We start from the raw sequence: 17,889 nt of genomic DNA, 5'->3' as shown, positions 1-17,889 counted from the left end.
CTTGACCGAGCAAAGGAGCACAATGAACATAACCGATAACAGCCAACGGCAGGAAAGCGGCAATCCCGATAAGCCAAACGCACCAAAACCGAACATCACCATCCGCGATGTGGCCAAGGCCGCCGGTGTCGCCCCTTCGACGGTTTCCAGGGCTTTCGCACGTCCAGGACGGGTCAACGAGGCCACGGCCCAGCGAATCTACGACATCGCCGATCGCATCGGCTATCGGGCCACGGCCATCAGGGCGCATACCAACGACGACCACCTGAACGGCATGCTCGGCATCGTGGTGGCCGACCTGAGCAACCCGGTTTTCGCCGAATACACACGTGCGGCCCAACACGAATGCCTTTCCAACGGCTTTGGGCTTTTGGTGCTGGATTCCGAGGAAAACGCGGTCATCGAGCGCACTTCCATCCATACCGCCATCCAACATATCGACGGGCTGATCTTGGCCTCGTCCCGCCTCTCCGACGCCGGCATACGCAAACTCGCCCAGACCAAACCGCTGGTGACGCTGAACCGCTCCATCCGCGGCATCCAATCGGTGATCGGCGACGTGCAGACCGGACTGGGGCAAGCCGTCGAGCACCTCGCAACCCTGGGCCACCGCAATTTCACGTACCTGAGCGGCCCGGAATCCTCGTGGCAGGACGGAGTACGTTGGCGCACGCTTTCGTCGATCTGCTCGCGCCACCATCTGAAACTGCGCCGCATCCCTTCGAACGCGCCGACTTTCAGCGGCGGATTCCGCACGGGAGAAGTGTTTTTGAACAACCCGACCGACACCGTCATCGCCTATAACGACATCATGGCCATCGGATTCATCGCGGCCCTGCATTCGCGCAACATCGACGTTCCCGGCCAAGTTTCGGTGGTCGGCATCGACGACGTGCAATTCAGCTCGCTGGTCTCCCCCGCGCTTTCGACAGTCCGTCTGCCTCGAAAGGAACTGGGCACGAAAGCGGTCACGGAGGTGCTGAGCCTGATCCACCACGTCAAGCAGACCAACGACCGCAGGCCGATCATGCTGGAATCCTCGTATGTCGTACGCGCCAGCACCGGCAAAGTCAACCCTTCGCTGGCTTCGATCGCGCACGAGTAATGGTGCTTGAACACTTGAATGACGAGATGGCAAGCACCCGGATATCGGGAAATCGTCAGGCTTATAGCCGCGGCTCGACGACGGCACCAAGGCGCATTGTTGCCAGAATTTGCCATGCTTTCTGAAAATAAAACGGCGTTCAAATCATTGGCTCGTCCTCGATAAAATCCCGCAGCGCACGCCACCGGCTTGCGCGATGCCCGACGAACGACAGACCATGGTAGGCATACTGCGGAAAGAAGCACCATGAAAACGAAGCCATTCAATGAAGATGTTGCCACAAACCCACTGCGCACCAAAGCGGATTGCGTTGAAGCGCTGGTCGATATCCTCGCGCCGGCCATGCGACTGGTGGAAAGCGGCGGCAGATACGGGCGATTCCGCATGAGCGACAGCGGGGCTGTCTACAGCCAGGACCGCACCTCCATCGAAGGCTTCTGCCGGTTGCTCTGGGGACTCGGACCGCTGTTCGCCAACCGCAGCAACATCGCTCGATTCCCGCGCTGGTGGCAGCTTTCGTGCGCCGGCATCGTTCATGGCACCACCCCCGACGACCCCGATTTCTGGGGCAATCCGCTGGACGATTACGACCAGCTTTTCGTGGAAATGGGTGCGATCACGGCCTTCCTCTTCGAGACGCGACAGGATTTCTGGGACCATCTGAGTGCCGCGCAACAAGCCAACATCCTCACCTGGCTCGATCAGATCAACCATCACGAGCTGCCGAAAACCAACTGGCTCTGGTTCCGGCAGATGGTCAACACATGGTTCGTACACACGGGGCACGCCGAATACGACGCGAAGGTAGCGGCCGATTTCGACATCACCGCCTCGCACTATCTCGATCACGGATGGTCGTTTGACGGGTACGTTGACCAGATCGACAACTACATTCCCTTCGCCTACCAGTTCTTCACGCTGATGAACGCAGGGCTCGCCGAGCGGGATTACCGTTATCACAATCATTGCGGCCCCGGAGCCGCAGAAACGCAACGTTACGCCTTGCTCAAGCAACGGGCCACCGCCTTCGTGCCAAGCTACGCCAACTGGTTCGCCGCCGACGGTGCCTGCCTGCCGTTCGGACGCAGCCTCGACTACCGCTTCGCGCAAGCAGCGTTCTGGGGTGCGGCGGCCTTTGCCGGTATCGATCTGCCGGGCGAATGGACGCTCGGCGACGTGAAACATCTGTTGCTGGGCAATCTGCGTTGGTGGTTCCGTCAGAACATTTTCCAGTCCGACGGGCTGATTCCCATCGGCTACGCCTATCCGAACATGAACATGGCCGAGGGCTACAACGGCCCGGCCTCCGCCTATTGGGCGCTGAAAACCTTTATCTTCCTGTGTATCCCCGAATCCAACGCGTTCTGGACCATACGGGAAAGCGACGATTTCAAATTCAAGCCGCTGCTGCTGCAACCCGAGCCACGCATGCTGGTGGCACACAGCCGCACCGGACTGGAGGTGCAGGCATTCACCGCCGGTCAGCACGCGCCGGAACACAACCACACCGATGCCAAATACGAGAAATACGTCTACTCCACCACCTTCGGCTTCTCGACGCCGAAAGCCACGACCGTGTTGAAGCAACTCGCCTGCGACAACACCTTGGCGGTTTCCGAGTCCGTTTACCATTGGCGCACAGCCTTTGGTTACGCCGATTACGCGCAGCACGGCGACTACGTCTACTCGCGTTGGGAGCCGTGGAACGACGTTGCGATCCGCAATTTCATCGTGCCGCTGATGCCGTGGCACGTTCGCGTTCACGTCATCGATTCGGCGCGCGCGCTGCATCTGGCGGAAGGCGGGTTCTCGATGCCCGACTTCGGCCAGGAACTGGCGGGGCCGAACGTCAACGCGGTCGCCGGACTTGCAGGAACATCAAGCCAGCACGCAGCCAACGGCTCATTCGCTTCCGGCTGGGACGATAACGGTAGCAGCGAGAATCATTCTTATCCGATCCAAGACTTACATGCAACGCGAGAAAACGGCATCGTCGAAACCGCAGCAGATGAAACCGCAACCCATGAAAACGAAACCATCAATGGCGACAAGCTTGCGAATACCGATAGCAATATCCGGATCATCGGAAAAACTGCCACGGAATCAGCGACACCACTGGCAACGCTGTCAACGCCGCAACAATCCCTGTTCTATCGCACCGAAGTCGGGCTCACCGGGCTGATCGGGGCACAAGGCTTCTCGCTGGAACTGTCCGCTCCCGAGCCGAACACCAACCTGCTCTACCCCAAAACGCGCATCCCCATGCAGATGCGCTCCATCGAACCCGGTCACTATGTGTTCGCCTCCGCCTATCTCGGCGACCGCGAACTGGAAAGCGTGAACGATGACGGCTCGATAGCCATGCCAACCGCCGCGCTGATCGGCAATGAATTGCGCATCGATTATCGCGGCGAGACGCAGACAGTTCAGCTGGCGGAACTACACAACTAATTGGAAGAGAAGAAAGAGAACAATCGTCCCTGTCCGTAATTTCGAGGCCGAACCCGGATGGATGCCGGACAAGATTCCCACTTTCGCGTCTGCTCTCTACCATTATGGCAATGAGCTTGGTTCTGCCTGTATCAGAGGCACAAAGTTTTAACTCTGCCCCTAAAACTTCTCGAACTGTGAGTTGCTGTTGCTTTAGAGGCAGAAATGCACGGTCCTGCCTTATTGCACAGCCGAAATCCCACCATCCGGCAGCACGCAGCACGGTCAGCGCTGTCTCTATTTGAGCGCCCTGCCTGCCGAACCAAGCTCGACGCAGGCCTCGACCACGCGCCTGGCCATCGCGTCCTCGGCCGTGCGGCCCCACGAACGCGGGTCGTAGTAACGTTTCTCGCCCACCTCGCCGTCGACCTTGAGCACGGAATCATAGTGCTCGAACATGTGACCGGCGACCGCGCGGGTGAAGGCGTACTGCGTGTCGGTGTCGATGTTCATCTTCACCACACCGTAATGGACCGCAGCCGTGATGTCGCCCTTCGATGAGCCGGAGCCGCCATGGAAGACGAGCATAAACGGCTTATTGTCATGCAAATCGGCATCGGTATAGGCCCACCTGCGAGACGTCGAGTCGACGGACGCATCCGCCGACGAGCGAGCCGAGACTTCCCCTGCTTCGCCATCGGCTCCCAGCCTGCCGTCCTTCGCAGCCAACGCGACCTCACGCTGGATCTCGCCGAGCAGTTCCGGGCGCAGCTTCACCACGCCCGGCTTGTAGGCGCCATGGACGTTGCCGAACGTGAACGCGGCCATGTACGCGCCGCGCTCCCCCAATCCGAGCCGGCGGGCCACCTCGATACCTTCAGCAGGTGTGGAATAGAGCTTTTCGTCGATATCCGCACGATGACCGTCCTCTTCGCCGCCGACCGCACCGATTTCGATTTCCAAAACCGTGTGCGCTTTAGCCGACAGATCCAGCAGGTCTTCGGCGACGTCAAGATTTTCGGCCAACGGTACCGTCGAACCGTCCCACATATGGGACTGGAACATCGGCTCATGGCCGTGCGCCACCTCGTCTGCTTCACGGGCGAGCAATGGCCGCACCCAACCGTCGAGATACGGCTTGGCGCAATGATCGGTGTGCAAGGCGATGGAAATATCCGGGTACTTTGCGGCCACCTCACGCGCGAACGCCGCAAAAGCAAGCGAACCGGTGACACGATCGTTCACACTCTGCCCGGAAAAATAGGATGCTCCGCCCACCGAAACCTGGATGATGCCGTCAGATTGCGCCTCGGCGAACCCCTGCAGCGCGGCGTTCAGGGTCTGGGTGCTGGTCGCGTTGATCGCAGGATACGCGTAGCCGTTATGCCGCGCGGATTCCAGCATTTCACGATATCGTTCCGGGGTTGCCATGGTCATGCTTCCATTATTGACGCGAGCCTCGCCATTGGCACGTTTACATGATTTTCATGCATGCGACGGAATCAAAAATGTATGATATAGTAATCACGCATTCAGCGTCGGGCTCAGCAAAACGGACTCCGATGACGTGCGATTTGGGGGATTAACTCAACGGTAGAGCCCGTCGCAAGGCGGAAACGCATGGTTCGACTCCTGCCTCCTCCACTCCATTCGCGTCATGTGCCTAAAACGGATATCAATACATTCTTTTATATGGTTGAATCGACGTCATTGTCTATTCCGTTTATCGAGCAACGAGTCCGCGAACACATCACCAGAACAGCGATAGCCGTTCAGGCACCATACTCCTCAAAGCAAACTCAAGGGTAATCGTAAACCGGTAACTGTTTCGCAACAATTTATGAGAGCCACGGTGATTCGTATGATTGGGTTGAATGGTAAAAATGTTGGAGAATAAAGGATTCTAGCGAATTTTACCGGCACCGAAAAGAGCGGATGACGGGAGTCGAACCCGCCTCTGAAGCTTGGGAAGCTTCCATTCTACCGATGAACTACATCCGCAGTAGTGCACTTGCGTTCACAAGCGCATACAAAAGAAAAGTTTAGCACACAGCCGCGAAAGCACGCCACCCGACACTTGTCATCGCTTTCGAGCGTCAGACAGCAACGACGAACAATGCGTTTCCCATGTCAGTCCAGACCGAGCCTCACACTTTTCGACGAACTCAAAAAGTGTGAGCTAAACGAACAGAACAAAACATCCTCTGTGAACCAAAATCTACAGAATTCCAACGATTTCCGCTAGCACAAAACCGTATGACAACTCGCACTTTTCCAGAGAGCCGGAAAAGTGTGAACCTCACTCAGTACGCCACCTGCGCCGGGCCATCGCAACGCGAACGATTGCCGAGCGATTCTCTGCCTGCACCGGCACCCACACCCTGCATCTCCTGTGCCATCCGCATCAGCCTATTGATGCGTTCCCGGGTCGGCGGATGCGTGGAGAAAAGGCGGCTGAAACCCTCATCAGAGAAGGGGTTGGCGATCATCATCGCAGCTGCGGACTGGGTACCGGCGGTCTGCGGCATCGAGTTGATGGCCGCGCCGGATGTAATTTTGCTGAGTGCTGAGGCGAGCGCCGCCGGGTCACCGGTGAGTTTGCTGCCATCCTCGTCTGCATCGTATTCGCGAGTTCGGGAAATAGCCAGCTGGATCAGCGAGGCGCCGATCGGTGCAAGAATCGAGCTCAAGGCCACGCCGAGCAGGCCGAAAATCCCGGAATCGCGGTCATCGTTGTCCCGTCCGCCGCCGAAGAACATCAGCATATATCCAAGATAGGTGATCACCGTAGCCATCGCGCTGGCCACTGCCGAGGTGAGGATGTCATGGTTATAGACATGCATCAGCTCATGGCCGAGCACGCCGCGCAACTCGCGCTCGTTCAGGATCTGCAGGATGCCCTGCGTGCAGCATACGGCGGCATGGCGCTCATTGCGGCCGGTGGCGAACGCGTTCGGACTCATGGTCGGAGCGATGTAGATGCGCGGCATCGGCTTGCCAGCGCGTGCGGAAAGTTCGCGCACGATGCGGTAAAGCTCGGGCGCCTGCTGCTCCGAGACCTGCTGTGCGCCCATCGAAGCGATGGATATGCGGTCGGAAAACCAGTAGGAAATGAAAGTCGAGGCCAGGCCGATGAAAATATAGTAGACAAGCGTGTCACGGCTGGCTCCGGTAAGCCACCAAATCAGCATGATGATGGCCCACATCAGCCCGAAGAGGAGTGTGGTTTTGAGGCCGTTAAGATGGCCATGCACTTTGATCTTGCCGTCCATATTCAGTAGCCTAACGAATCAGTCTGTAATTTTGCTGAATATCAGCTGTGCTGCCGTTTTCCCAAGATGCGTCAAAAAGCAGACAAATGAGGGCGAAAACCTGCTTTCGAACGCAACGAGCGACAAACCTGCGTCAAAAAGCAGAAAAACGAGGGCAAAAACCTGCTTTCGAACGCAACCAGCGACAAACCTGCGTTAAAAAGCAGCATGCCCGTCTTATAACATTCATCCACACGCGAGAGCTGTCTTGAACCGCTACAATCCGACACATTCGACGTCCACAACTTCGATGATGCGATGAAAATCAGGGAAATGGCTCCACAACGCTGATTTTCATCGCATGCCCAATCGAATATGCGAGCAAACTCAGGAAAATAGCAGCAAAACAGTGAGTATCATCGCATCCTCAACAACGGACACAATACGCAATCTTGGCAATCAACCGCATATACACAAAGTGCCGGGCTTCCGATGGAGAAAGCCTGACACCACAACATCATCGAAATGAATCGCTATGCTCAGCCCAAAGCGAGCGCACGTAGCTGGTCGGGGTCGATGACCTTCTTATGCTCGCGACCTTCCTTCGCACCCTCGGCACGCTCGTAAGCGTCGACCTTCTTCCAGCCGACGAAATCGATGGGTTTGACCCCGCGAGAGGCGAGCAGGCGGTCGATGGACTCGGGATCGCGGTCGGCGGCGATGCAACCCTTGGCAGTGGTCACGGTATCGGAACCGGCAGCACCCGCAACGGACGCACCGGCACCCCCGTCAATGCCGTCACTCTTGGAAAGGTCTTCGAGCATGTTGCCGACAATCAGCAGCGCATCGGACTTGGTGGAGCCGATCAAGCCCACCGGTCCGCGTTTGGCCCAACCCGTGGCGTAGAGACGCGGGCGAACGGTGCTCTTGCCGGTTTCGGCGGTGAACGCAGGTTCGGCGAGAATGCGTCCGTCTTCGTTGGCCAGCACGCTACGCTGCTCATCGTAGGCCACGCCCGGCACGCTCGCCGGCTTGTAACCGATGGCATGGTAGACGGCCTCGACCGGATAATCGGTGAATTCACCGGTGTGGCGCATCACGCCGTCCGCGCCGGTCTCGGTGCGTTCAACGTGCAGGCCAGTGACCTTGCCACCCTCGCCCAAAACCTCGGTAGGCGCGGAATTAAAGTGAATATAATACTTCTTGGTGGCAGGATTACCTTCAAAATCAACACCGCCGCCGTCTTCCATGTCCTCGGCCATATCGCGGACAGCGTAAAGCTCCTCGACCATCTGGCGGGTGAGCTTGTCTTTGCCCGCCTGCTCGATGGTCTCGTCGTCAAGGTCGAAATCGTCCTCATTGATGACGATCTGAACGCCCGGCAACTTCTCGAGCTCGCGCAGCTCCTGCACGCTGAACTTGGCCTGGGCCACGCCACGGCGGATGAACAGGTGCAGCTCGCGGGCCTTATTGCCCTCAATGCCCTCGTAGACATTGTCTGGGATGTCGGTGCGCGCCTTCAAATCGTCGGCATTGCGCATCAGCTCGCGTGAGACGTCCATCGCCACGTTACCGCCGCCGATGACGGCCACCTTCTCGGCATCCAGCGGCCAGGTGCGGGCACCGGTGGGATAGCCGTCGTACCATTCCACGAACCGAGCGGCACCGTGCACACCGTCAAGATCGGCTCCGGGAATGGTCAGCGGACGATCGGCCACTGCGCCGGTGGCGAAAAGCACCGCGTCGTAACGCGGCATCAAATCGTCAAGCTTCAAGTCGCGGCCAAATTCCACGTCACAATAGAGGTGGATATCGGGGTTGTCGAGCGTCTTCTCCAACGCGTCGGCGATGTATTTAATGGCCGGGTGATCGGGAGCTACGCCGTAGCGCACCAGGCCGAACGGCACCGGCAGCTTCTCGAACAGATCGATACGCGCATGGTCGGGCAGCCCCAGGTCGGCGGCCTTCTTCTTCAGTTCCCGCAGGAAGATATCGGATGAATAGACTCCCGCAGGGCCGGCGCCGACGACGGCGATGCGAAGTTCGTTGCTGTTGTTTTCACTCATACCTCTAGATTATCGCAACCAGCCCGACCACGGAAGCAATCGCATAATCCGAACTGGCGAAACCCGCTCATAACCGCCTGCTAACTGTCTGCCGACCTCGCCAATCCATGACTTTCCCACATCGCCATCAACCCTGACGCCGATTATCGACCAGGACATCGGCGTCAGGCAGAATGTGCCCGAATCTCTGACTTGCAAAATTCGTCATATCGAGAAAATCGGCTTGCCCCGTCAATCGCGGTAAGCCAAACAACCACAGCAAGCCAAACAACCGAAAGGACGGGGCCAAGCCACGATCTTGATACGCTTGCAAACAGCCAAACGCATATGAAAACATGCCAGCGGTCAAGACGCCTGGTAATCAGCGGACAGCTATCAGGAACGCCCTAAACCGCTGAAACACAAGACGATCAGCGGTAAAACCAAGAAAGCCCGAATGTATAAAACATCCAAAACCAACCGAAACCTGCGCGAAATCAACGAGCTTGAATGAGATGGTCACGCAACACATGCGCGACGGCGAGCGCCAGCAGCGAAAGGCCCAGCAATGCCATCAACAACTCCAATACCATGATTTTGCCATACATTTAGGGCAAATGTAACACAGCATTCCCTTCCTACGACCAACAGACACCATCGCCCTTCACCACGATAGTCAGACGCCAATTCGACCCGCTCGGCGAACCCGCTTGAAGCGTTGACCGTTCCCAGCCAGCAGACTACCGTGCCAGAACAACAGCAACACGAACGTTCGAAACAATACCGGCACCGGCCCAATGGCACGGAAACCAAACGACAACGCCCGAAACTTTCATCACATCGTTTCGCCTGGCCGTCAGCAACGGTCTCGGAGCCGCACAGCCGCTCACCCAAGCCGCACAGCCGCTCACCCAAGCCGCACAGCCGCTCACCCAAGCCGCACAGCCGCTCACCCAAGCCGCACAGCCGCTCACCCAAGCCGCACAGCCGCTCACCCAAGCCGCACAGCCGCTCACCCAAGCCGCACAGCCGCTCACCCAAGCCGCACAGCCGCTCACCCAAGCCGCACAGCCGCTCACCCAAGCCACACAGCCACTCACCCAAGCCATATAAGCTCCCGGCGCCCGACCGCATCGGCCGAGACCGGAATCAGCAGGCAAATCATCAATAAGCGAAACGAAAAATCATCTTGGCCATTCCGCAGATCAGCGGCATTCACGCACGTCGACGGACCAGCGCCAGGCCAGCACTGACATCGGCAACCAGCACAACGAACGCGCTGCAGCCCCGCGAAATAATTCCGGAGATTCCGTTCCACCAGCCGCCATTGTCCTTCTCGGGAGAGCCGAACTTAACAAGCAGCCGGTCACCGTCCTTGAGCCCATTCCGCAGCCCATCGCCAATCGCCAGACCAGCGGAAGCGTCATACATTCCGGAAGCCGGGTAGTTTTTGGACGAGACGGCGTATTTCCGGTTCCTATCAATCGACTAGACCATTACAGCAAATGTGCGGCATATTCCATTGCCGCCCGTCCTTTAGTCAAATACATTCCGACTTCCGTCAAAACAAACCAATCAGAACAAATGCGAACCCTTGCCGCTATACTATCCAATGTTCGCGCGGTTGGTGGCAGCAGCTGCGCCAAGACGACAGATAACCCAGTAAACGCAAGGATACGGATACGGTATCGGCAAGGTCACAGGTTCCGGATTTCGGACTTTTGACTTTCGGTTACCGACATTTTGACGGCAATTGTTGCCCGGCTCCGTTCCGCCCCCTAACCTCGGTCTGATTCGTCGCGCGGACTCCTCACCTTTCCGCATGCGTCGCCTCAGCCCGCAAAACAAGGCAAGGTGATTCACAGTGAGCATCAATAGACTTCCATATATCGGCAACGCCCTGAGGGGCATGGAGCCCCAACCCGACATCCCCACAATTCCCGACCACAGCTCACACGCTACGGCTTCAATGCGCCCCCGTACTGGCACGAAGTGGTCAATACTGCTACATAGTGGTCATTTAGGCATCGGAAAACGACCACAAAATACCGGTAATGACGCATTTGTACCAGTTCGCCACGCCAAGAAACTACCAAAACCGACTTGCCACAAAAATAAGCGGGCGGCCATGATGCTAAGGAAAATCGCGGCACTCATCGAGGCAAGTGCAATCGGACTTTCACTGGCGGCTTGCGGCAACGGCGTTGGCGGCGGAAACGAGGCCGGAGCCGACGGCAAATCCACCCTGACCTTCATGCTCGACTGGACGCCGAACACCAATCATGTCGGTCTCTACGTCGCTCAGCAGCTCGGCTATTTTGCGGATGCGGGAGTCAATGTGAAGATCCTGCCGACCGCACAGGCCGGCGCGGAGACCAGCGTGCAGAACGGCGTGGCCGACATCGGCTTCTCCAAACTGACCGATCTGGCCAATGCCGACGCGCATGGCGCCGACCTGAAGCTCGTCTTCGACCTCACGCAGAAGCCAATCGCCCGTTGGTGCAGCCTAAAGAGCCGAACCGACATCAAGACCCCCAAGGACTTCGCAGGCAAGACTTTTGTCACCTTCGGCTCGGCCGAACAAAGCGCCTCGGTACGTCAGATGATCCGATACGCCGGCGGCTCCAGTGATTTCAAAACCGCGACGGCCGGCACCAATACCTTCCGCACGCTCACCAGCGGCAAGGGCGATTTCGCCGGCTTCTACGCCAACTGGGAGGAAGTGGAATCGCAGCTCAACGGCCCGGCCCTGAACTGCTTTGCTGCCGATAAGTGGGGCGTGCCCGGCAATCCCGACCAGCTCGGCTTTGCGGTGAAGAACTCCTGGCTTAAAAATTCGCAGAACGTCGCCAACCTGAAGAAGTTCCTCAAGGCCGCGCGACGCGGATACGACTATGCACTGGCCAATCCCGACAAGGCCGCCGACATTCTGGTCAGCCAAACCAAGACCTCGCACCTCGACCCGAAACTGGCCCGCGCCTCGATGGAAAAAGTGGTGCATGAAGGCTACTGGAGCGGCAACGGCATGAGCGACGAGACCGCCAACGGCGAGCCCGGCCAGAAGCTCACCGCAACCGTCAACACCGAGGACGGCCAGAAATACCTCGACTTCCAATACAACGCTGGCACCTACACCGATTCTCATAAGAAGAAGCTGCCCCATGCCCCTCAGGCCGCCGAGCTTTCGACCAATGAATATGTGCAATGAGATAGCCTCTGCAAAACTTCGGGAGCACTGGGCTCGCAACCAGCAAGTGCGTGGGATGAAGGAGCCGATACCCAAAAAGCTCACGCCATCGAGCAAGTTCCTTCCTGCACAACCCAGAAACTGCTCATAGTGTATGCTCACAGCTCATTGCAAGCGACGATACAAAATTTGCGCGCCCGAATAACGATGTTGGTGCCACCAAGCACCCCCTATTCCATAGATTGTGCCTCGAATTCTCTGAATTCAACGGTGTTGGTGCCACCAAGTACCCCGATTATCGAAGAAATCAGAGTAATTCGCTCAAAAATGGGGTACTTGGTGCACCAAGACCCCCAAATATCGAAGAATTAACCCCCAATTGACGGAAAACAGCCATCTTGGTGGCACCAAGATACTATGAAGACAAATGAAGGAGATATGATCATGGACTCTGTGGCACAGCACCAACACCATGCCGCGCAACACTGGTGGCGCACAGTCCTGCCGCCGACCATCACCATTGGCGCGGTACTGGCGCTCTGGCAGATCGCGGCGAACGCCCATCTCGTCAGCGAGACAACGCTGGCCTCCCCGACCGCCATCGTCTCATCGATGATCGCCACATGGCCCGATCTGATGGCAGCAACGGCCGTAACCACCGCAGAGGCCTTGGCAGGGTTCATCATCGCGGTCATCGTCGGCATTGCCGTCGGCATCGGCCTCTATGCTTCGAAAACCGCCAATCGCGCCTTCTACCCGCTGCTCGTGGCGGCACAGACCATCCCCATCATCACCATCGCGCCGCTGTTCATGATCTGGTTCGGCTTCAACCCGGCCGGCAAAATCACGCTTGTGGCCGTCTTCGGTCTTTTCTCCGTCGCGGTCGACACTTCAAGAGGCCTCGTCGCCGTGCCCAAGTTCTATCAGGATGTGGCGCTGACCTGCGGGGCGACGAAACTCTGGACAATGTTCCACGTGAAACTGCGCGTCGCCGCCCGCCAGATTTTCTCCGGTATCCGCATCAGCGCCGCCTATGTTTTCGGCACGGCCGTTACCGCCGAATACCTCGGGGCGACCAACGGCCTCGGTGTATGGCTGCAAGGCGCGTTCAACTCGTTCCAGACGGCAATGATCTTCTCAGCCGCCATCGTCGTTGTGGCGATGACCGGCATTCTGCTCGGTCTGGTCTCGCTTGTCGAGCGCGTACTGCTGGGCCCGGCAGGCGAGGATGACGCGATATCGCTGGACGACAGCGAACTGTAATAGCCGATAACCGACCTTGCGCAACGTGCCGATATTCCCAAGCGCGCGAACAATAACCTATCCACAGTTGCAGGCTTTCAACATTATCCGTTAAACTGAAAGCAAGATGCGGGCTCGTATCTTCATGCTGTGTCCGGACGATGTGGATATTCGACGATTATCGCAATATGCATATAACGAGGAGCAGTTCAACGAAAGGAAATCGATGAACGACACAAGCGCTGAACAAAACGGAGGCAATGCTTCGGCGGATCAAAATCCGTACTACGGCGAAAACAATTCTTCCAACACCTCCTACAACCCTGCCACGCCTTCATCGGTGCCGCAGTACCAATATCAGGCAGGCACGCCGTCAAGCGAGAATCGCGCTCAGCCGACGCCGCAACAGCCGGGAGAAACCCAGAATTCCGTAAGCAGTCTGCCTCCACTACCCGGCTCGGGAGCTTCCCAGAGCGGTTCGGTACCACAATTCCAGTACAGCGCCCCACAGCCGGAGCAAAGCAACGTCCCGCCTCAATACGCAGCCAGCCAGCCCACAACCAGCCAGCCCACAACCAGCCAGCCCTCGGCCCAGGGCGGCGCTCCGGCATTCCCAGCCGGAAACCCCGGGCAGCCCCCTTATGGAGCCCCGAATCCCAACAATTCCGCCCCTGCGGCAGCCGTCCCGCTGAACAGGCCTTACTATGGGTGCCCGCCAATCGAAGCCGTCAAGCGCTTCTTCCTCAATTACGTCAGGTTCTCTGGCCGTGCCAGCCGCAGCGAGTTCTGGTGGTCCTATCTGTTCTATGTCGTGGTCAATATCGTCATCATGATTATCGACCGAGGCGTCCTGCACGAAACCAATAGCTTCCTCGACAGCATTTGGGCGCTCGCAGTACTGGTGCCTTGGATCGCCATCAGCATCCGTCGTTTGCATGATTCAGGCAAGTCCGGCTGGTGGATACTGCTGCCAGGAGGACTGACCGTCGCCGGGTTCATCGTTTTCGCTTTCATCGCCATCACCGCAGGATTGGGCGTCAGCTCGGTAATGGGCTCAAGCATGAATGCCATGGGCGCGGTTAGTGCCGGTGCCGCAGGTGGCGTTGTCCTTGGAGCCATCATCTTCCTGTTGTGCTTGTTGGCGGGATTCATTATCGGCCTCATTTTCATGGTGCAAGGTCCCAAGCCCGAAGGCGCACGTTTCGATGAGCCCATTGCGCAAGCCGCACCGGCAAGTGGCCAATTCACGCAGCCGATGAACCAGGAAGCCGCGGCCGGCAACCAGTACGGCCAGCAGTTTGCCCAGCAGCCGGTGCAGCAACACCCGTTCAACGCGCAGAATCCGCAGTATGGAAACTCTGTGAATCCTGCCAACAGCCCGTATCTGCAAGAGACGAACCGCCAAAACGTTGCCAACGCCGACGAGCAGTACCAGCAGCCGGCGAATCCGCAGGAGACCGCGGGCAGCCAGTTCGGCCAGCCCTCAAGCCAAAACCAGGATTCTTTCGGATGGATTGGGCAGCAGAATCAGCAGGGCCAGCAACCCGATAACGGATTCGGCACGGAAAACGGCGTCGGGAACGACAATGGTTCCGCACAGTAAGCGATGATCAAACCGCTGTCGGCCCTTTGGATGCGTCTGCAAGATGAATCCAAAGGGCCGATTGTATAGTCAAGTCAATAATCGTATATAATCCGGCAAACGTGTGTTCGGCTGCTACGCCCCTACTCGTACCTGTACCTGTACCTGTACCTGTACCAACCAGCAACCAGCAACCAGCAACCAGCAACCAGCAACCAGCAACCAGCAACCAGCAACCAGCAACCAATCATCTCAGTTAATCAATAATCAGATACAAGCCAAAATCTGCAATTTTTACAAAAATCCGTTACAATGGATTAATAAAGGTACATATACATATCCAACGCTTGTTGGGAAAACCGACATATCACGACGTGTGTGGTTGTTCGGAAGGGAATGAACATGATGAATTCAGCTGACTCAACCAAGAATCCGAAGAACGCAGACCTCAAGGAACCGCCGTTTGACGCCAATACAAGGCCCGGCGGCGGCCATGACGGCAAGACGGAACTGCCCGGTTCGGGCGGGGAACCGGCCCGGGGCTATATGGGCCACACCGATATGAACCCCCTTAAGAGGCATCGGAAAGCGACCAAGTAAAAACCGGCTTTCATACGAAACGTGCGCTACCACGATGTTGTAGGTAGCGCACGTTTCGTATATGTACCGTTTCAGGCAAAGCCGAAACCGGGGTTCACCCGGATCGGCTCACCGTTGTAAAGCCTACAGCTCCACGGGCGGCTTGTTCTTGTCTTCGGGGATATCCTTGAATTTCTCGGCCAACTTGGCCTTCTTGATCTTCTCTTCCTTCTCCTTCTCGGCCTTGGCCACCGCCACCGGATCGTAGATGACGTCGTTATGGTGCTTCTCCCACTCGGCCTTGGCGAGCGGCGCCACAAACTCGGCCACTGCGGCGAGTGAACCATCTCCATTGCCGGAACCTGCCACCGCACGGTACTTAGCTACCAAATCCTTGAACTGCCCGCTGGTCAGGTACATGCGCGGAATCGCCATGCGCTCGCACAATTCGTTGATATAAAGCATGATCGGAGTCGCGTTTCGGACGGCGGCATCCGCAGAGGCGCCATCATCGCTTTCGACCAGACCGAACAGCCCGCTGATCGCGGCCAGTACCACCGCAAAACGCTGGGCCACAGACTCGACGTCAGGACCGTGCGGGGTGGAATCGTCTTCCCAATCGTCGCCCTGCCCGTCTTCGCCCGATACAGCGCTGGCACCGGCGGCCTGCTCGATCTCCTCAAGCGCGGCGGCGACGGCCTTCACCGTTTTCTCGTCCCAACCGACATTGAGCTCGCCGGCACCGGCCATCACCAACGAAGTGTCGCCAGAACGGGAATAGTCCTCCATCTGCTCATACGCATCATTGACGTCAATCAACGCGTCGACCATCGACTGAGGGCGTCCCGGTATACTCACCGCACCTTCATAAACGAATTCCGCGTCCGCCATGGGAATTTCCTCGCCGGTAATGACCTCGGCGACGGCCCGGCAGACCAAAACCTGCAGGTCTTCGGCATATTTCGCGTCATTGCTCAATTTCTGCGCCGTATCCAACGGCCAAAGCGCAATGAGATCGACGCCTGCCTGCGCCGCATCCCGCACACCGGGCATCAAAGCCAAACGAGCCAATTCCCCATCCTTGATGATGCCACCCTCAATGTCAACCGCCATATTCGCTCCTTTGCCTCTACTGCCAATTGCCGGTTCTTGTTCTCACTCTATCGTAATCCATCCGCGGCTATGACAACGCCGACGCATCCGATTCCGCGTCAAGCCAGCCAGCGGCCCTAGCAACCGCGGCGGACCAGGCGAAACACCAACGGCACTTTGCCGCGCTCCTAGCGTCACAAAACTGCCAGTAAACAACGATAGCGGAGAAATCACGACACAAACCAGACTCCCAACGTCACAAAACCGCCAACAAACAACGATAATGGAGAAATCACGACACAAACCAGACTCCCAACGTCACAAAACCGCCAACACGCAACGTTGTTGGAAGAATCACGACGCAAACCAAACTCCCAGCGTCACAAAACCGCCATTATTCCGCCATTATCTCTATGCACGAGCAAACGCCAATCCTATTCCACGTCCTTGGCCGGGTCGACGTAGGCGATGTCGAGCACTTCGCCGGTTTTGCTGTCGTAGGTGATCGAGGTGATCGAGGCGAGCGCGGTGTGCCGCAGCAACATATTGTGTTCCGGATGGCCGGTTTCCAGCATGTGCCGATAGCTCCAGATCGGCGATTCGTGGCTCACGACGATCACCTGCTGCCCGGGGTGGCGGCGCACCATCTCCTGCGCGAAATCGCCGACCCGGTCCGCGATGTGCCGATAGCTCTCCCCCCAGCTGGGCCGCCAAAGGTTGCGCACGAGTCTGAGGCTCCGCGGTCGCCATAGAGCGGCCTTGCCGTAGCCGATGCGCAGACCACGAAACTCGTTGCCCGCCTCGATGAGTCGCGGGTCGGTTTCGATGGAAAGCTCAGCCTCCCCGCGTGAGGCGCGTACCGGGTTGAGTTCCGCCAAAATTGCCTGTGCTGTTTCACGTGTGCGATCCAACGGCGAGGAATAGAGCGCCACTGCTTGGTTCATCTGCGCGTCCGCCGCAATGTAACGCCCGCTGACCTGGGCCATGCGCAATCCCAATGCCGAAAGATGAAAACCGGGAAGCCGTTCGTAGAGCAGGTGATCGGGATTCTCGACCTTGCCGTGACGGACGAAATGCAACGTGGTCCGCTTCTCGATTGACGACGATGATGACGACATAGATGGCCTTTCATTGGCTCCGGTTGCTTGCTTACTTTTAAAATACCAGCGTATCTGCACGCATCACGCAACGAGGTCAATCCACCCCATCCTCCCACCGCATCCAACACATTTCTGGCACATCCCTGAATCAGAACGAGGCCGATGCTGCATCTTTTCGCCGTCTTGGTGGCACCAAGTCCGCCAAAATTTGAAGAATTCAAGTGAAATCATCCATTTTTCAGGTACTTGGTGCACCAAGATACCTCAATAATGAAG

General features: G+C 57.6%; 12 protein-coding genes and 1 tRNA gene. 6 read left to right on the top strand and 7 right to left on the bottom strand.

All coding sequences use genetic code 11. The features are described from left to right. The first annotated feature begins 22 nt into the window (after nt 1-22). Together OZX64_RS01230 and OZX64_RS01225 are read left to right on the top strand one after the other, a co-directional pair. Entirely contained in the window at nt 23-1,105 is a 1,083-nt protein-coding gene (locus tag OZX64_RS01230) for a LacI family DNA-binding transcriptional regulator (protein ID WP_277173246.1), read from the top strand. A 246-nt stretch (nt 1,106-1,351) separates the two neighbouring features. Continuing rightward, the gene (locus tag OZX64_RS01225; protein ID WP_277173244.1) at nt 1,352-3,556 is read left to right on the top strand and encodes a DUF2264 domain-containing protein; all 2,205 of its coding nucleotides are present in this window, start codon (nt 1,352-1,354) and stop codon (nt 3,554-3,556) included. Nucleotides 3,557-3,832: 276 nt separating this feature from the next. Here OZX64_RS01225 and fbaA read toward each other — a convergent pair whose 3' ends face one another. The 5 genes from fbaA to OZX64_RS01200 form a co-directional block, all read right to left on the bottom strand. Next, entirely contained in the window at nt 3,833-4,972 is a 1,140-nt protein-coding gene (fbaA, locus tag OZX64_RS01220; protein ID WP_277173242.1) for a class II fructose-bisphosphate aldolase, read from the bottom strand. Between the two features lie 493 nt (nt 4,973-5,465). Beyond that, nucleotides 5,466-5,536: transfer RNA gene (locus OZX64_RS01215), tRNA-Gly, on the bottom strand. Between the two features lie 302 nt (nt 5,537-5,838). Next, nucleotides 5,839-6,807: a zinc metalloprotease HtpX gene (gene htpX / locus OZX64_RS01210; protein WP_277173240.1), complete on the bottom strand. Its 969-nt coding sequence runs from the start codon at nt 6,805-6,807 to the stop codon at nt 5,839-5,841. A 518-nt stretch (nt 6,808-7,325) separates the two neighbouring features. Further along, nucleotides 7,326-8,852, bottom strand: a complete 1,527-nt coding sequence (locus OZX64_RS01205; protein ID WP_277173238.1) for an FAD-dependent oxidoreductase — start codon at nt 8,850-8,852, stop codon at nt 7,326-7,328. A gap of 1,194 nt (nt 8,853-10,046) precedes the next feature. Beyond that, nucleotides 10,047-10,262 carry a hypothetical protein gene (locus OZX64_RS01200; RefSeq protein ID WP_277173236.1) on the bottom strand — a complete coding sequence of 72 codons (216 nt, stop codon included), beginning with the start codon at nt 10,260-10,262 and terminating at the stop codon, nt 10,047-10,049. Nucleotides 10,263-10,959: 697 nt separating this feature from the next. Between OZX64_RS01200 and OZX64_RS01195 the strand changes: the two genes are divergently transcribed. From OZX64_RS01195 to OZX64_RS01180, 4 genes are all read left to right on the top strand, one after another. Continuing rightward, on the top strand, nt 10,960-12,039 hold the full coding sequence (locus tag OZX64_RS01195; RefSeq protein WP_277173234.1) for an ABC transporter substrate-binding protein: 1,080 nt from the start codon (nt 10,960-10,962) through the stop codon (nt 12,037-12,039). Between the two features lie 423 nt (nt 12,040-12,462). After that, on the top strand, nt 12,463-13,281 hold the full coding sequence (locus OZX64_RS01190; protein WP_277173232.1) for an ABC transporter permease: 819 nt from the start codon (nt 12,463-12,465) through the stop codon (nt 13,279-13,281). Between the two features lie 205 nt (nt 13,282-13,486). Beyond that, nucleotides 13,487-14,863 carry a DUF805 domain-containing protein gene (locus OZX64_RS01185; protein WP_277173230.1) on the top strand — a complete coding sequence of 459 codons (1,377 nt, stop codon included), beginning with the start codon at nt 13,487-13,489 and terminating at the stop codon, nt 14,861-14,863. A 381-nt stretch (nt 14,864-15,244) separates the two neighbouring features. After that, a complete protein-coding gene (locus tag OZX64_RS01180) occupies nt 15,245-15,442 on the top strand; it encodes a hypothetical protein (RefSeq protein WP_277173228.1) in 198 nt (65 codons plus the stop codon). Between the two features lie 123 nt (nt 15,443-15,565). On the opposite strand, the gene OZX64_RS01175 is transcribed toward OZX64_RS01180, so the two are convergent. Then, nucleotides 15,566-16,534, bottom strand: a complete 969-nt coding sequence (locus OZX64_RS01175) for a hypothetical protein (RefSeq protein ID WP_277173226.1) — start codon at nt 16,532-16,534, stop codon at nt 15,566-15,568. 413 nt (nt 16,535-16,947) lie between these two features. Further along, the gene (locus OZX64_RS01170; RefSeq protein ID WP_277173224.1) at nt 16,948-17,631 is read right to left on the bottom strand and encodes a histidine phosphatase family protein; all 684 of its coding nucleotides are present in this window, start codon (nt 17,629-17,631) and stop codon (nt 16,948-16,950) included. Nucleotides 17,632-17,889 lie beyond the last annotated feature (258 nt).

It is taken from the genome of Bifidobacterium sp. ESL0704 (assembly GCF_029392075.1).
Taxonomy (GTDB): Bacteria; Actinomycetota; Actinomycetes; order Actinomycetales; family Bifidobacteriaceae; genus Bifidobacterium.
Note: the sequence above shows the minus strand (reverse complement) of the source record. Positions and strands in the feature narration are given on the sequence as shown.

Excerpts from the sequence above, each read along its gene's own strand:
- fbaA (WP_277173242.1), bottom strand. The coding sequence starts at position 4,972 with ATGACCATGGCAACCCCGGAACGATATCGTGAAATGCTGGAATCCGCG.
- OZX64_RS01230 (WP_277173246.1), top strand. The coding sequence starts at position 23 with ATGAACATAACCGATAACAGCCAACGGCAGGAAAGCGGCAATCCCGAT.
- OZX64_RS01170 (WP_277173224.1), bottom strand. The coding sequence starts at position 17,631 with ATGTCGTCATCATCGTCGTCAATCGAGAAGCGGACCACGTTGCATTTC.
- OZX64_RS01195 (WP_277173234.1), top strand. The coding sequence starts at position 10,960 with ATGATGCTAAGGAAAATCGCGGCACTCATCGAGGCAAGTGCAATCGGA.
- OZX64_RS01225 (WP_277173244.1), top strand. The coding sequence starts at position 1,352 with ATGAAAACGAAGCCATTCAATGAAGATGTTGCCACAAACCCACTGCGC.
- OZX64_RS01185 (WP_277173230.1), top strand. The coding sequence starts at position 13,487 with ATGAACGACACAAGCGCTGAACAAAACGGAGGCAATGCTTCGGCGGAT.
- OZX64_RS01180 (WP_277173228.1), top strand. The coding sequence starts at position 15,245 with ATGATGAATTCAGCTGACTCAACCAAGAATCCGAAGAACGCAGACCTC.
- OZX64_RS01200 (WP_277173236.1), bottom strand. The coding sequence starts at position 10,262 with ATGTATGACGCTTCCGCTGGTCTGGCGATTGGCGATGGGCTGCGGAAT.
- htpX (WP_277173240.1), bottom strand. The coding sequence starts at position 6,807 with ATGGACGGCAAGATCAAAGTGCATGGCCATCTTAACGGCCTCAAAACC.
- OZX64_RS01205 (WP_277173238.1), bottom strand. The coding sequence starts at position 8,852 with ATGAGTGAAAACAACAGCAACGAACTTCGCATCGCCGTCGTCGGCGCC.
- OZX64_RS01175 (WP_277173226.1), bottom strand. The coding sequence starts at position 16,534 with ATGGCGGTTGACATTGAGGGTGGCATCATCAAGGATGGGGAATTGGCT.
- OZX64_RS01190 (WP_277173232.1), top strand. The coding sequence starts at position 12,463 with ATGGACTCTGTGGCACAGCACCAACACCATGCCGCGCAACACTGGTGG.